This window comes from Albidovulum sediminicola (genome assembly GCF_025751575.1).
GTDB classification, from domain to species: Bacteria; Pseudomonadota; Alphaproteobacteria; order Rhodobacterales; family Rhodobacteraceae; genus Albidovulum; species Albidovulum sediminicola.
Genome location: NZ_JAOWLA010000001.1, coordinates 126082 through 139923, shown reverse-complemented (window position 1 = coordinate 139923; position 13842 = coordinate 126082). Strand labels below are relative to the sequence as shown.

11 protein-coding genes are annotated in these 13842 nt (G+C 68.7%); 3 read left to right on the top strand and 8 right to left on the bottom strand.

The features are described from left to right. Positions 1-70 precede the first annotated feature (70 nt). From trxA to regB, 8 genes are all read right to left on the bottom strand, one after another. A complete protein-coding gene (gene trxA, locus OE647_RS00710; protein WP_263719670.1) occupies positions 71-391 on the bottom strand; it encodes a thioredoxin in 321 nt (106 codons plus the stop codon). A 58-nt stretch (positions 392-449) separates the two neighbouring features. Beyond that, positions 450-3836: a double-strand break repair helicase AddA gene (addA, locus tag OE647_RS00705; protein WP_412174910.1), complete on the bottom strand. Its 3387-nt coding sequence runs from the start codon at positions 3834-3836 to the stop codon at positions 450-452. Continuing rightward, a complete protein-coding gene (addB, locus tag OE647_RS00700) occupies positions 3833-6787 on the bottom strand; it encodes a double-strand break repair protein AddB (RefSeq protein ID WP_263719668.1) in 2955 nt (984 codons plus the stop codon). Before addB ends, addA begins: the two co-directional genes overlap by 4 nt. A gap of 11 nt (positions 6788-6798) precedes the next feature. Further along, positions 6799-7494, bottom strand: coding sequence for a nucleotidyltransferase family protein (locus OE647_RS00695; RefSeq protein ID WP_263719667.1), 696 nt, complete (start codon positions 7492-7494; stop codon positions 6799-6801). Further along, a complete protein-coding gene (locus tag OE647_RS00690; protein WP_263719666.1) occupies positions 7479-8492 on the bottom strand; it encodes an aminoglycoside phosphotransferase family protein in 1014 nt (337 codons plus the stop codon). Before OE647_RS00690 ends, OE647_RS00695 begins: the two co-directional genes overlap by 16 nt. Next, positions 8489-8992: a tRNA (adenosine(37)-N6)-threonylcarbamoyltransferase complex ATPase subunit type 1 TsaE gene (tsaE, locus tag OE647_RS00685; protein ID WP_263719665.1), complete on the bottom strand. Its 504-nt coding sequence runs from the start codon at positions 8990-8992 to the stop codon at positions 8489-8491. The genes OE647_RS00690 and tsaE overlap by 4 nt, the downstream gene beginning before the upstream one ends. Before the next feature lie 58 nt (positions 8993-9050). Beyond that, the gene (locus tag OE647_RS00680) at positions 9051-10619 is read right to left on the bottom strand and encodes a PAS-domain containing protein (protein WP_263719664.1); all 1569 of its coding nucleotides are present in this window, start codon (positions 10617-10619) and stop codon (positions 9051-9053) included. 89 nt (positions 10620-10708) lie between these two features. Continuing rightward, positions 10709-12097 carry a sensor histidine kinase RegB gene (regB, locus tag OE647_RS00675; protein WP_263719663.1) on the bottom strand — a complete coding sequence of 463 codons (1389 nt, stop codon included), beginning with the start codon at positions 12095-12097 and terminating at the stop codon, positions 10709-10711. An 82-nt stretch (positions 12098-12179) separates the two neighbouring features. Between regB and OE647_RS00670 the strand changes: the two genes are divergently transcribed. The 3 genes from OE647_RS00670 to OE647_RS00660 all read left to right on the top strand — a co-directional run bounded on the left by OE647_RS00670 (position 12180) and on the right by OE647_RS00660 (position 13832). Next, complete coding sequence (locus OE647_RS00670; protein ID WP_263719662.1) at positions 12180-12812, top strand: SCO family protein; 633 nt, start codon at positions 12180-12182, stop codon at positions 12810-12812. Positions 12813-12875: 63 nt separating this feature from the next. Then, on the top strand, positions 12876-13430 hold the full coding sequence (locus OE647_RS00665; RefSeq protein WP_263719661.1) for an ActR/PrrA/RegA family redox response regulator transcription factor: 555 nt from the start codon (positions 12876-12878) through the stop codon (positions 13428-13430). 87 nt (positions 13431-13517) lie between these two features. Then, positions 13518-13832, top strand: coding sequence for an H-NS histone family protein (locus tag OE647_RS00660; RefSeq protein ID WP_263719660.1), 315 nt, complete (start codon positions 13518-13520; stop codon positions 13830-13832). The last annotated feature ends 10 nt before the right edge of the window (positions 13833-13842 follow it).

Below are 13842 nucleotides of genomic sequence, written 5' to 3'. Positions count from 1 at the left end.
CGGCGCCTCGCAACCGTCCCAAACAGAAGGGGCGCCCGAAGGCGCCCCAGTTTTGGAGACGTCTCGTCGATCAGATCGAGGATTCGATCCAGTTCTGAAGCGCGGCCTTGGGCGCGGCGCCGACCTTGTTCGACACCACCTGACCATCCTTGAAGAGGAACAGCGCCGGGATGCCGCGCACGCCGAGCTGCGCGGGCGAGCTCGGGTTGTCGTCCACGTTCACCTTGGCGATCTTGATCTTGCCGGCATATTGCGTGGCAAGCTCTTCGAGCGCCGGACCGATCTGCTTGCACGGGCCGCACCATTCGGCCCAGAAGTCCACGACGACCGGAATGTCGGACTGACGCACTTCCGCGTCAAAGGTTGCATCGGTGACGGCAACGGTGGCCATGATCTTGCTCCATTCGGGGAATGCGTTGGCCAGAAAGTAGGAAGCTGGGCCTCCGGCGTCAAGGTGTAGTGGTGGTTTGCAAGGCTGCCCTCACGATATCGCCGGGTAGCGGCATGATTTCCCCGCTCGCCGTCCACAGGATCGCGGTTTCGATCCGCCGGTCGGGATAGATGCAGCCCAGCATCGCCGCGTAGGCCCCCATCTGGCGCAGGATGCCGTCGGGAACGACCCCCACCCCCTCCGGGATGATGGCGTTCGACTTGTAGTCGATGGCAAGGACGCGGTCCGCCTCGACCAGCAGCAGGTCGATGGTGCCGTGCAGGCGCCGCCCGCCAAGCTCCGGCGGCGCAGCGGTCAGTTCGACCTCCCGCAGGGCGCGCGTCAGGATCGGGGCCAGCGCGGGGTTGTCGAGGACGCGGGCGGCCTCGGCCAGAACGGCTGCGGTTTCGGCTGGGTCCGCGTCCATCTCGGCGCTCAGGAGCGTTGCGGCGATCTCCGGCCAGTCGGCCCTGGGCCAGAGCGGCAGATGTTCCAGCGCCAGATGGATCATCGTGCCGCGCCGCTTGGCCGCCTCCTCGTCAAGCCCCGCCTCTCCGGGCAGGGCTTTGGCGCCGCCGAGGGCCGAGGGCGACAGGGTCGCCGGAAGATCCGGAGGGGGCGGGGCGGGCGCGGTGATCCAGGGGGCAAGCGCGGGGGGCGTCGGCGCCGCTTGGTCCGCGCCGTCGGCATCTCCTGGGGCGGGCGCGGGCCAGTGGCCAAGCGCGAACCGCTTGCCCGGGCCGAAATCCCAGGCCTCACCCATCAGCGGACTGCTCTCCGCCCCGGCCTTGTCCATCGCCGCGTCGATCAGCGCGTGCCAGCTCTCCTCGCCCGTGCCCGTGTCGCCCGCCGCGCAGACGATGAGCCAGCTTTCCGCCCGCGTCATCGCCACGTAAAGAAGCCGCATCCGTTCCTGCCGCTGCCGGTCCTTCAGGCCGTCGCGCAGATCCGCGACCAGACCCGGGCTTTCCGCCGCGGGCACCTGCCACAGCGCAACGCCCTCTTCGGTCACGTAGATTTCGTCGCGCACGGTGTCGGGGCGCTTGGCGGTGTCGGGCAGGATGACGATCGGCGCCTCAAGCCCCTTGGCGCCGTGGACCGTCATCACCCGGATGGCGCGGGTGGCGCTGTCGAGCCTGCGCTTCACCTCGACCTCGTCGGTCTGCATCCAGACGAGGAAGCCGGTCAGGCTGGGCACCTCGGTCCGTTCATATGCGAGCGCCTGCGCCAGAAGCGCGTCGATCCCGTCCTCGGCCTCCGGCCCCAGCCGGGCCAGCAGGTTCCGGCGGCCGCCGTGGCGGGTCAGGATCCGTTCCAGCAACTCGTAGGGTCTCAGGAAATCCGCCCATCGGCGCAGGTCGTGAAGCATGGCGAGCGTCTGGGGGAAGTCGTCGGCCCGGTCGCGCAGCGCCTGCCAAAGATAGGTCTTGTCGGCGCGGCCCTGCGCCAGGTCATAAAGCTGCCCCTCGCTCCAACCGAAGAGCGGCGAGCGCAGCGCGGCGGCGAGCGAAAGGTCATCCTCCTGCAGCGCGAGGAAGGAGAGAAGCGCGGCTAGGTCCTTGACCGCAAGCTCCCCGCCCAGCTTCAGCCGGTCGGCGCCCGCGATCTCAAGCCGCTCCGCCTTGCAGGCGCGGATGATCTCGGAAAAGAGCGGCCCGCGCCGCTGGACGAGGATCAGGAAATCGCCCTCATGCACCCGGCGCGCGCCGCCCCGGTCCGCGATCGTTACGCCGGTATCGATCATCCGCCGGATCTCGGCGGCAATCTTGCGGGCAAGGACCACGTTTTCATGCGCGTCCGGCAGGATGTCGATGGGGGCGTACCATTCGTTCGGCTCGACCTTGTCGGGCTTCGGGATGGGCGCCCAAAGGTCGACGCGCCCCGGTTTGTCGATGTGGAAGGCTCGATGCTTCGGCGTCCCGCCAAGGCCGCGGTTCACGCGTTCGTCGAAGGTCAGGTCCACGACCCGCAGGATCGCGTCGGCCGACCGGAAGGAGTGCAGAAGTTCCAGCCCCTGCATCGCGCGGCCGACGGCGGCGAACTTCGCCGTGAAATGCCCCTGCATGCTGTCGAACTCGTTAAGGTCCGCGCCCTGGAACGAATAGATCGACTGCTTCTTGTCGCCCACGACGAAGATCGTGCGCTCGGTGCCGCGCGCGCCTTCGCCTGCGGTGAACTCCTCCGTCAGGCGCTCGATCACCTTCCATTGCGCCGGGCTGGTGTCCTGCGCCTCGTCAACCAGGACGTGGTCGATCCCGCCGTCGAGACGAAAGAGCACCCAGGCCGCTACGGCGCGGTCGCCCAGAAGCGCCGCCGCCCGCCGGATCAGGTCGTCGAAGTCGAGCCAGCCCTGTCCCGCCTTGCGCGCCGCGTAGCGCGGCAGGAACGCCCCGGCGAAGCGGTGCAGCGCCAGCGTTTTCTCAGCCGCGGCGAGGGCAAAGAGTCGTCCCTGTGTTTGTGCGACGCGGTCCATCAAGGCCTGAAAATCCGCTAAGAGATCGCCAAGTGCGCCTTGAGCCTTTTTTGTCGGAACAGTGGCGAACTTTGCTTCAGCTCGAAAATGACTTTCCTTTCGATAGAGGAACTCTTCACGCAGAGCTTTGAATGCCAGTTCGGAATTCTGCTCAGGATTGAGTAAACGAAGCCTGCCAGCGAGCGCGACCATGGTTGGTGATTGACGCTCCAGAACAGGCACTGCTTCGGCGAAGAGGGCACGCTCCGAGCCGTCGAAGGTATCATGATAAGCGGTCTCGGCATCGAACCCCGCAGGCAGACCGAACAGCGCGAAGGCCTCGTCCCGCGTCAAGGGCGAAGCGAAAAGCTCGCCGTTGCGGCTCAGATCGGCCAGAAGCGCGTCAAGGTCCTCTCCCGAAACGAAGGCCGCGAGCGCATCGACGGCGCCGATGTCGGCACCCGCCGCCAGTTCCTCCACGATCTCGGCGCGCAGGAGCGCGGCGGTGCGGTCGTCAAGCTCGGTAAAATCGGGCGAGGCGCCGGCCTCGACCGGGAAGCGGCGCAGAAGCGCCGCGCAAAAGGAATGGATGGTCTGGATCTTCAGCCCGCCCGGCGTCTCGATCGCGCGCGCGAAAAGCCGCCGGGCGCGGGCCAGCGCATCGACGTCGATCGGGCCGGGAACGCCCAGGTCGGCCAGAGCGCCGCGCAGGAGCGGCTCGGGCAGCATCGCCCATTCGCCGAGCCGGTTGAACAGGCGGTTCTGCATCTCGCTTGCCGCGGCCTTGGTGTAGGTCAGGCACAGGATGCGTTGTGGCTCGGTTCCCCCCAGCAGCAGGCGCGCCACCCGGTCGATGAGCACGCGCGTCTTGCCCGACCCGGCATTGGCCGACAACCAGGTCGAGGCCGCGGGGTCGGCGGCGCGCACCTGCGCGCGGGTGGCGTCGTCCATCATCCGACATCCTCCGGCGCGGAAGGATCGGCCATCTCCCATTCGCCATAGCGTGCGAGGTGGTCGAAATCGCCCTCGAACCGGCTTTCGAAGACGGCGCGGCGGGCGATGTAACCCTTTTCGCGGCGGCGGTATTCGCGGATCAGCTGGCCCAGCCCTTCCCAGGTCTGGGCCATCAAATCCGCTGTCAGCTCCGTCGGCCTGTCCGTGCCATCGCCGCCGAGGTGGATGTAGGTCGCACCCTCGACCTCGCGCGGACCGAGGGGCGCGAAGGCGCCACGTTCAGCCATCAGCGCCTCAAGCAGCAACTGCTTGTCGAAGGCGGCCTGTTGCTTGTCACTGGGCGGGCGACCGGATTTGTAGTCGTAGATGTGGACCCTCCCGTCCTCCAGAAGATCGATCCGGTCGGGCTTGGCCGTGAGGGTGAAACGAAGTTCCGGGATCGGCAGGCGGTGTTTTTCCTCCATCACCACGGGGGCGCCGCGGCCCGCCCGCTGCTCCTCCGCGCCGACGAAGCGGTCGGCGATGCGGGCAAGCTTGGCCAGCCACAGCCGCTGCGCGGAGGGCCAGGGGATTTCGCGCGAAAGGATCTCCTCGGCGCCCGCCAGCAGGCGCGAGCGGGCGGCCTCGGGTGTCTCGCCCTCGGGGCGGTCCTTGATGAAGGCGTGCACGATCTCATGCAGCACGTCGCCGCGCTTGCGCGCATCGGGCTCGGCGCGCAGCGGGTCGAGCTTGCGCAGCCGCAGGATACGCCCGGCATAGACAGCGTAGGGGTCGCGGATCAGGGTCCGGATCGCGGTCACCGGCAGTTCGGACGGCCGCGCCTCGACCGGCGGGCGGGGTGCGGGGCGGGGTGCGGGTGTGACGCGGCCGGGCTCCTCAAGCGCCCCGGCAAGGCGCAGCAGCCCATCGCCGCGCGCGGTCATCTCCGCCAGCGCGTCGGGGCCGCGATTGCCGGGCAGGCCCGCCAGCAGGTTCGTCAGCCGCGCCAACCAGCGCGAGGGGATGGTTTCCGCCTCATCATCGCGCGCGGCGCGCGAGAGGACGACCGAAGGGGCGGCGGCGGCCTGCTGGAAGTCATGCGCCGAAAGGCCGACCCGGCGCTCGGGCAGAAGCAACCCGGCCTTCAGCCGCATCTGCCGCGACAACCAGGGATCGGGGGCGGGCAAGTCGGGCCAGACGCCCTCGTTCAGGCCGCCCAAAAGGACCAGGTCGGCGCCCTGCACGCGCGCCTCCAGCGTGCCCCAGATCGCGACAAGCGGGTGCGTGCCCTCGGCCTTGCGCGCCATCTCCGAGGATAGAATGCCCGCGACCAGATCGGCGTAGTGTTGCGCGGAATAGGCGCCCGCATGCCCTGCTTCGCGCAAGAGGCCGTCCATGGCGCGGCGGGCGGCGCGGCCGGGCTCGTCGCGCCAAAGCTCGCTGGCCGAGGCGCTGCCCCCGGGCCCTGCCGCCAGCGCCTCGGCCAGGGCCAGATGCGCGGCGACCCGGTCGCCCAGCGGCAGCGGCGCGGGGTCCTCATGCCCCTGAAGCGCCGCCGCAAGCCACTCGGCCCAGGCGATGCGTTCGGCATCACCCTGCGCGCTGGCCCAGGCGATCAGATCAGCACCGGTCGGAAAGGGCGGGCCGGAGCGGCGGATCTTCAACTCAAGATCCCGCGCGAAACGCAGGTGGTTGCCGCGATCGCCCGCGCCCGTCGCGGTCAGCGGATGCTTGAGCAGAACCAGCAGCGCTTCCGCGCCAAGCTTGCGGCCGAAGACCCCCGCGACATGCCGCAGGAAGCGGCCCGGCGCGGTCTGGTTCAGCGGCTGGCCGGCGCTGTCGTCGGGCAGGATGCCCCAACGGTCGAGCGCCGCGCCGACCCGCCGGGCCAGAACCCTGTCGGGGGTGATCAGGGCCGCTCGGGTGCCACTCTCTGCCGCCTCGCGCAGACGCAGCGCCAGCGCCAGCGCCTCGGCCCGGGGCGAGGGGGCCTCAATCAGCGTCAGGCCGCTCGTCGCGGCGGGCAGGTCGCCAAGCCCCGCGCCCTCGGCCATCCATTGGTCGGTGACCGGCGCGGGCCGCAGCGCAAGCGAGATCAGCCGGTTGCGCGCCGGATCGGGCGCGGTCCCGTCGGCCCAGAGGCGGATCCGGGTCATCGGCAGATCAAGATCGCGGGCCAGTTTCAGGAAGCGGTACTGCGGGTGGTCCTCTGCCGGCATGGGGCCGTCGGCGAGACTTTCCCAGGCGGCGGTGGGCATGTCGAAGTCGAAGCCTGGCAGGACAACCGCCCCCTGCGGCAGCCGCGCGACGGCCGCCATGAAGAGCGCCGTCGTCCCGCGCGAGGCGGTCGAGCCTGCGACGATCACCGGATGATCGGGCGGCGACAGATGCCAGCGCTGCGCAAGGGCGGCGACGATCTGGCGCTGCCGCGCCTCGGCGCTGGGCGGGGCCTCGCTGGGATCGGGGGCGAAATAGCGCCCGATGATGCGCAGGAAGGCCAGGCTGCGTTCCCAATGCGCCGCGTGGTTCTCGGCCAGTGCGGGGCTTTCCAGCGCGGCGGGCGCCACGCCCTCGCCCTCCATCTCCTCCAGAAGGCGGGCGAGGCTGTCGGCGAGGCCGAAGACCGGGGTTCCAGGCGCGAAATCGGGCAGCCGTTCCACCAGCCCGCGGACCAGCTCCGCCAGTTCCAGCCGCCGGCGCAGCGCGGGCGCGGCCGGCGGCAACCCGGCAAGCGGATCGCGGCCAAGGTCGGTGACCAGCCGCAAGCGGGGCAGAAAGCGCGCGCCGTGGTCGTCGAACAGCGCCCGCACCCGGCGCTGCATCCGCGCGGTGTTGAGGTAAAGCTCCACCCGCGCCATCGCCTCGGCGGGCTTATCCGCCATGCGCGCGATCAGCCCCTCGACCAGGCGCGCCGGGAAATCGGCACCGGGGGGAAGGGCGAAAAGGCGGGGCGATGTGCCGGGGTCAAACATCGGGGCAGGGTTCAAGCATCACCGGCAGACTGGAGCATCGACTCGGCCAGTGCAATGCTTTCCGGCCGCCCGACATCGCACCAGCCGCCGTCGTGGACGGCGCCGAAAAGCGTACCCGCGCCAATCATCTCGTCCCAGATCGGGTTGATGGAAAAGGCACCGGGGGCGCGGGCGGCAAAGCGCGGTGTGCGCAGGATTTGCGCCCCGGTATAGACATAGGCCGTGCCTCGGGTCAGCCGGCCCTGGGCGTCCAGATCAAAGTCGCCCGGTCCGCTGTGCCCGATGGCAGCCGCGCGCGGAACCAGAAGCAGCAGTCCCTCGGCCCCCGGCCCTTGCGCGCCCTGCCAGGCTTCACGCAGTTGCGCCAGGGGGTTGGCGCCGGTCCAGACCGCGTCGGTGTTCAGGGTAAAGACCGGATCGGCCGCCAGCAGGGGCAGCGCGCGGGCCAGCCCGCCCCCGGTCTCCAGAAGCGCATCGCTTTCGTCCGAGAACAGCACGCGCTGCCCCTCCAGATGGGCGCGAATCTGCGCCGCACGGTAGTGGAGGTTGATGACGATGCGCCCCACCCCGGCCTCCCAGACCCGGTCAAGCGCATGGTTCAGAAGCGCGCGGCCCGCGACCTCGATCAGCGGCTTGGGGCGGTCGCGGGTCAATTCGCGCATCCGGGTGCCCAGCCCGGCGGCGAACAGCATCACGGCGTCGGGCATGGCGAACGCTCTCTCAAGCGGGCCAGGGCGGCCGGTGTCGGTTCGCGCAGGTCCGCAAGCAGGGTGGCGAGATTACCCAGCGCCGGATGGGCCAGGTTGCGGGCCAGATGGCCCCAGACGCGCGGCATGAAGTCAAGGTAGCGGGTCCGGCCGAGGTGCAGGCAAAGCCGTGCAAAAACCGAAAGAATGCGCAGCGCGCGCTGGGCGCCCAGAAGTGCGTAGATCGCGCAAAGGCGATCGCGGTCCTGCCCGGTGGAACGGGCGAAGCGATCGATCATCGCGGCCTCGACCGCCGGGCTGACATCGCGGCGCGCGTCTTGCAGAAGGGACACGAGGTCATAGGCGGGATGCGCCGCCACCGCGTCCTGAAAATCCAGCAAGCCCAGCCGCGCATGCCCCGAACGGCCGGGCAGCCAGATAAGGTTCTCGGCATGAAAGTCCCGGAGCGACAGCACCCCGGGCCCGTCGCCCGCCAACGCGCTGTAAAGCCGTCCGAACGCCGCCGGAAGGGCCGAGGCGGCGGCCGGGTCGGCCCCCATCGCGGGCAGGTACCATTCGCCGACCCAGGCCAGCAATGCTTCCAGCGCCGGTCCATCGAGGGGCTGCACGAAATCCGGCACCGGGCGCTTGCCGAGGTCGGCCAGAAAGTCCGCCGCCGCCGCGTAAAGCATCTGTTCCTGCGCCGGGTCGGTCGCAAGCAGACGGGCGAACAGGTCGTCGCCCAGATCCTCCAGCAACAGAAAGCCGCCCGCCGCGTCCTCGGCCAGCAGGCGCGGGGCCGAGTAGCCCTGGGCCAGCAGCCAGGCGGCCATGCGGGTGAAGCGGGTCACGTCCTCGCCCTTTTCGGGCGGCGCATCCATCAGGATGGCACTCCGACCCGCGAGCGCAAGCCGCTCGTACCGCCGGGCGGAAGCGTCGCCCGCCAGGGCCTGGCGCGATGCCGCACCCCAGCCCGCGGCGGCGAGGAAGCCCGGAATGGCGGCTTCGCGCGGGGTCATGCCCCCGCCCCGGCAAGAAGATCGCGCAAAAGTGCCTGCGCCCTTGGGCCGCTGGCATGAAGGCCGAGGCGCCGGCTGTCGTCCTGTTCGGCCGCGAAGCGGAGGGTGAGGGCGTCACTGGGGCGGAGGCTTCCCAGCCGGTCCGGCCATTCGACAAGGCAGATCGCGGTGCGAAAGGCGTCCTCCAGCCCCAGTTCCCAGATCTCCTCCGGGCCGCTCAGGCGGTAAAGATCCGCATGCCAGATCTCGGCCTCGCCCGCCTCATAGGTCTGGACGATGGTGAACGTGGGGGACGGGACATCTTCATCGAGGCCAAGCGCCGCGAGCCGCGCCCGGATCAGGGCGCGGGCGAAATGGGTCTTGCCCGCGCCGATCTCCCCCTCAAGCAGGATCGTGTCGCCCGCGCGCAACGCAGGCGCGAGGCGGCGCGCCAGCGCGTCCGTCGCGCCGGGGTCCGGCAGCCGGAGGATTGCGTCGGGGTGGTCGTCGTGCGGGTCCATGCGCCGACTTTTAGCTGAGCGCGCCGTGGCGGCAAGGCGATTGCTGCGGAGGGACGCGCTAGACGACGGGTTGCGAGGCGCGCTTTGCCACGGTCGGCGGTGGGGGCGGCGCTCGATGCGCCGTATGGAAGGCCAGCATGACCGAACCGCCGCCAAGGGGTGTCGCCCGAAGCTGCACCTGCGCGCCGGAAAGCTGGCGCAGGTCGGCCGACCAGGCCTCGCGGCCCGAAAGGTCGGACATGTAGCCCGTCAGCCGTTCCCAGGCCGGTGTCGGCTCTGTCTGCGCCTGCCACAGGGCGATCATGTCGGCGGTCTCGACCGGGGCCGCCGCAAGGGTCGCATCGAAGGACCACAGGTCCGAGAACGCGCCGTTGGACTGCGTCATGACCCCCGCCGGGGAAAAGACCGCGATCGCCACGTCGAGCTGGTCGAAGATATCCTGGCAGGTCTGCACCTCGGCGCGGAAGCGGCGCGTCAGCGACATGTCCGCGCTGACATCCGCAAACCAGAGCGCCAGCGCGCCGTCGGGATGCGGATGCGCGGTCACCCGGTAAGTCGCGCCCGAGGGCATGTTCCAGGTATCCTCGTAATTGCCGGTGGCGGCGGCTTTCTCGATATCCGCGATCTCCTGCCGCCATCCGTGGTAGTCGCGCGGTTCCGGGATCATGCGCAGGTCGCGCAGACGGTCGAAGAAGGCATGAAACGGTGGCCGGGACATCAGGAAATCCGGCCGCAGCCCGGTCAGGTCCGAAAGCGCGGGGTTGAAGAGGGCAAGCTGGCGGCGACGGTCGAACACGGCCAGCCCGATCGGCAGTTCTGCGAAGGTCTTGGCCAGGGTCTGCATCATCTCGTCGCGGCTCGTCTCCGCCTTGACCAGCGCACCGGCTGGGGTCGCGACGTGCAGCCGGCATTCCCCGAGCGCCACGGTCTCGACCTCGAACCAGCGCGGCGGGTCGCCCGGAAGGCGCAGCCGGGGCGGCGCATTCCCGCGCGCCGGTTGCAGGTGGTCCAGAAGATTGGGTGGCGGCCAGGAAAGCTCGTCCTCCGGCTGGCCGGCGTTGGTCGCGGATTCCGAGAGATAGGCCCTGTTGACCCAAAGGACGGTCCCATCCGCCGCGCTCTGCCATACCGGCATCCGCAGCGCGTCGATCGTCCGGCGCAGGCACTCCAGTTCCTGCGTCTGGGCGCGCTGGCAGTGAATGTCGAGCGCGGGCGCCTCCGCGGCTTCCGCCGGAAGGAAGGCAAGCCTGAGCGGCAGGGCGGGACCGCCCGTCGCGCAAAGCGCGCTGCCATCCGATCCCCGAAGCGTCACCCCGCCTTCGGCAGGGGGCGATGCCAGCGCCTGCGCCAGGCCGGGAAAGCGGGGGCCGAGATGGGTCAGAAGCCGCTGCCAGTCGTCCGGACCGCCGGGCAGTGCGCGCAGAAAGACGCGCGCCGCCGCGGTGGCATCCATCAGGCGGTGGTCGTCGAAGAGGAAGACATAGGGTTCCGGCCCTGCGCCGGGCGCGGCGGCCCATCTGGCATCCCGACGCCGATCCTCGACCAGCCACAGCGCCAGAACGGCGACCAGCGCCGCCGCGAAGGCGGAGCCCGCTACCAGAAAAGCGAAGACCAGCGACGGCGGCATGGGCCCAATCCCGATCAGGAGACACCGCCGCCAGAGTTTCCGCGAAGGGTTAACGGGGTCTTAATCGAATGGGGCAGTTTCTTGTTATTTCAGTGTCTTATGTTCTCTCCCAGAGGCCCGCTCGCGGTGCTTTCGACGCGCGACAGCGGCCAGGTGAGTTCAATGATGGCGCCGCAGCGCTCGGGCCGCTCGGATTCGGCCAGGAATGGATCGGTTCCGTTGGCGAAGGTGATTTCGGCGCCGGTGCGCTCCAGCAGGGTCTTGGCGATGAACAGGCCAAGGCCCATCCCATCATACTCCGCACGGCCCGGCACGGCCTCCGACGGGCGGCTGCGGATGAACGGGTCGCCGATCCGGCCCAGAAGGTGCGCGGGAAAGCCCGGGCCGTCGTCCACGATCCGGACGATCAGGCGCCCCTCGGTCCAGCGGGCTTCGACCCAGACGGTGGCGCGGGCGAAGTCCACGGCGTTCTGGATCAGGTTTCGCAGCCCGTGGATAAGCTCGGGCTGCCTGCGGATCGAAGGCTCGCGCGCGGCGCCCCCCGACCCCGGCGCGAGGTCGAAGCGCACGTCGCGCGCGCGGTCCAGATGCGGTTCGGCCGCTTCCCGCAGCACTGCGGAAACGGGGGCGGCGCGCAGATGCAGGTCGTCCTTGCCGGCGCGGCCCATCGAGCGCAGGATTTCCGCGCAGCGGTCAGCCTCGCGCCGGATCAACAACGCATCCTCATGCTGTTCGGGGCGGTCTTCGAGGTCATCCGCCAGCTCCGCGCTGACGAGCTTGATCGTGGCGAGCGGCGTTCCAAGCTCATGCGCGGCGGCGGCCACCACGCCGCCAAGGTCGGTCAGTTTCTGTTCCCGCGCCAGCGCCATCTGCGCCGCCAGCAGCGCGCGCCCCATCGCGCGGATCTCGGAGGCGACGCGCCCGGCATAGACCGACAGGAACGTGACCCCGATGACGATCGCCAGCCAGTGGCCGAAGCCGAGGATGGCGGGTGTCGCGATCTCTGCCCCCGCCTCGGTGCGCAGTGGCAGGAACACATAGGCCACCGTGGTGACCACCGCGATCGTCACCAGCGCCACGGCGACGCTGGACCGGGCGCCCAGCACCGTGGCGCCAATTGTCGCAGGCGCCAGGATGAGAAAGGCGAAGGGGTTCGACAGGCCCCCCGTCAGCGACAGAAGGATTGCCAGCTGGGCGATGTCGAAAAGCAGGCTCGCCAGGGTCTGCCGCTCGGACAGGCGCTGGGTTTGGGGAAAGATCGTGACCGCCGCCATATTGGCCGCGATCGCAACGCCGACGACAAGAAAACAAGGGCCAAGCGGGATCGCGAGATTCAGCGGCCCGGAGGCGACGGTCAGTGCTGCGATCTGGCCCGCGATGGCGGCCCAGCGCAGAAGGATCAGTGTTCGCAGCCGAACCCGTCCGCCATGGAGATCGGCCGGAAGGTCGCTGTCATGTCCTGGGTGTGAAAGGGCCATCCTGCCCCCCGGCTCTGGAAAACGGGTCAGGAGCTTGATAGTTGCAGAGCGCAAGACGATCAACTCAGCCAAGGCGGATCCCATGCCCATTTCCACGCGCCGCATCGCCATCGCGTCCGGTTCGGCCCTCGCGATCCTGCTGGTCGGGATCTTCGCCGTGACCCAGCAGCGCGGCAACGACCCCTTCGCGGCCTGCCGCCAAAGCGTCATCGCGGGCGGCGCCGGCGCGATCGGCGGCGCCTTTACCCTGGTGGACGAGGATGGGCGGACGGTCACCGACCGCGATGTGCTGACGAAACCCAGCCTGGTCTATTTCGGCTATACCTTCTGCCCCGATGTCTGCCCGGCGGACATGGGGCGGAACGTGGCGGCCATCGATGTGCTGGATGAGATGGGTTATGACGTGACGCCGGTCTTCATCTCGGTCGATCCGCGGCGCGACACGCCCGAGGTGCTGAAGGAATGGACCGATTACCTTCATCCGCGCCTGATTGGCCTGACCGGAACGCCGGAACAGATCCGGGCCGCCGCCAATGCCTACAAGACCTATTACAAGGCGCCGGACAATCCCTCGGACGATTTCTACCTGGTCGATCACATGACGCAGACTTACCTGATGCTGCCCAACCACGGGTTCGTGGAATTCTTTTCCCGTGAAACCTCGCCCGAGGCACTGGCGGAAAGCGCCTCTTGCTTCGTGGATGCCGCCGGCTAAGGGGATTTGACCCTATCGGCCATATTCCCTAGAACGAGACCGACAGCAGCAATCGGGGGCGGCATGGCCAACGACGAATTCGCCGAACTGGGGCCGGACCGGACCCTGCTTCTAGTCGATGACGATGTGCCCTTCGTGACGCGGCTTGCCCGCGCGATGGAGAAGCGCGGCTTTCAGGCGCAGACCGCCGAAAGCGTCGCCGCCGGCAAGGCCGCGGCGATTGCCCGCCCGCCCGCCTATGCCGTCGTCGATCTGCGGCTTGAAGATGGAAACGGGCTCGACGTGGTCGAAACGCTGCGCGAACGGCGGCCGGATTGCCGTGTGGTCGTGCTGACGGGTTATGGCGCGATCGCGACGGCGGTCGCGGCCGTCAAGATCGGGGCCACGGATTACCTGTCGAAACCCGCGGATGCCAACGATATCACCAACGCCCTTCTTTCGCGCGGGGACAGCTTGCCCCCGCCCCCGGAAAACCCGATGTCGGCCGACCGTGTCCGCTGGGAACATATCCAGCGGGTTTATGAACTTTGTGACCGTAATGTTTCTGAAACGGCGCGGCGCCTAAATATGCATCGCCGGACGCTTCAAAGAATTCTCGCGAAGCGCAGTCCAAAGTAAATATCCGGCTTTTAGGTTGCAAAACCTCCTGATTAATGAAAACCCTGAAAACGGCTCGTAAAAAGAAGCCGAACAGGAGGATAAGTCTTGTCTGTAGATCTTGGCAATATGTCGCTCAAGGAACTCAAGGCTCTTCAATCCCAGGTGGCGCGCGCCATTGAGGGTTTTGAAGAGCGTAAAAAGAAAGAGGCTTTGGCGGCAGTTGAGGAAACGGCGAAATCGCTTGGTTTTTCGCTGAATGAACTGGTTGGCGCCGCGCCGGTGCGCAGCCGTGCGCCCGCGAAGCCGAAATACGCCAATCCCGCCAATCGCGCGGAAACCTGGACCGGACGTGGCCGAAAGCCCCGCTGGATGGAAGCCGCGCTCAAGTCCGGGAAATCGCTTGAAGATCTCTTGATCTGAACGGCAAAAC

Coding starts and splice junctions, on each gene's coding strand:
- trxA (WP_263719670.1), bottom strand. CDS start 391: ATGGCCACCGTTGCCGTCACCGATGCAACCTTTGACGCGGAAGTGCGT.
- addA (WP_412174910.1), bottom strand. CDS start 3,836: ATGATGGACGACGCCACCCGCGCGCAGGTGCGCGCCGCCGACCCCGCG.
- addB (WP_263719668.1), bottom strand. CDS start 6,787: ATGTTTGACCCCGGCACATCGCCCCGCCTTTTCGCCCTTCCCCCCGGT.
- OE647_RS00695 (WP_263719667.1), bottom strand. CDS start 7,494: ATGCCCGACGCCGTGATGCTGTTCGCCGCCGGGCTGGGCACCCGGATG.
- OE647_RS00690 (WP_263719666.1), bottom strand. CDS start 8,492: ATGACCCCGCGCGAAGCCGCCATTCCGGGCTTCCTCGCCGCCGCGGGC.
- tsaE (WP_263719665.1), bottom strand. CDS start 8,992: ATGGACCCGCACGACGACCACCCCGACGCAATCCTCCGGCTGCCGGAC.
- OE647_RS00680 (WP_263719664.1), bottom strand. CDS start 10,619: ATGCCGCCGTCGCTGGTCTTCGCTTTTCTGGTAGCGGGCTCCGCCTTC.
- regB (WP_263719663.1), bottom strand. CDS start 12,097: ATGGCCCTTTCACACCCAGGACATGACAGCGACCTTCCGGCCGATCTC.
- OE647_RS00670 (WP_263719662.1), top strand. CDS start 12,180: ATGCCCATTTCCACGCGCCGCATCGCCATCGCGTCCGGTTCGGCCCTC.
- OE647_RS00665 (WP_263719661.1), top strand. CDS start 12,876: ATGGCCAACGACGAATTCGCCGAACTGGGGCCGGACCGGACCCTGCTT.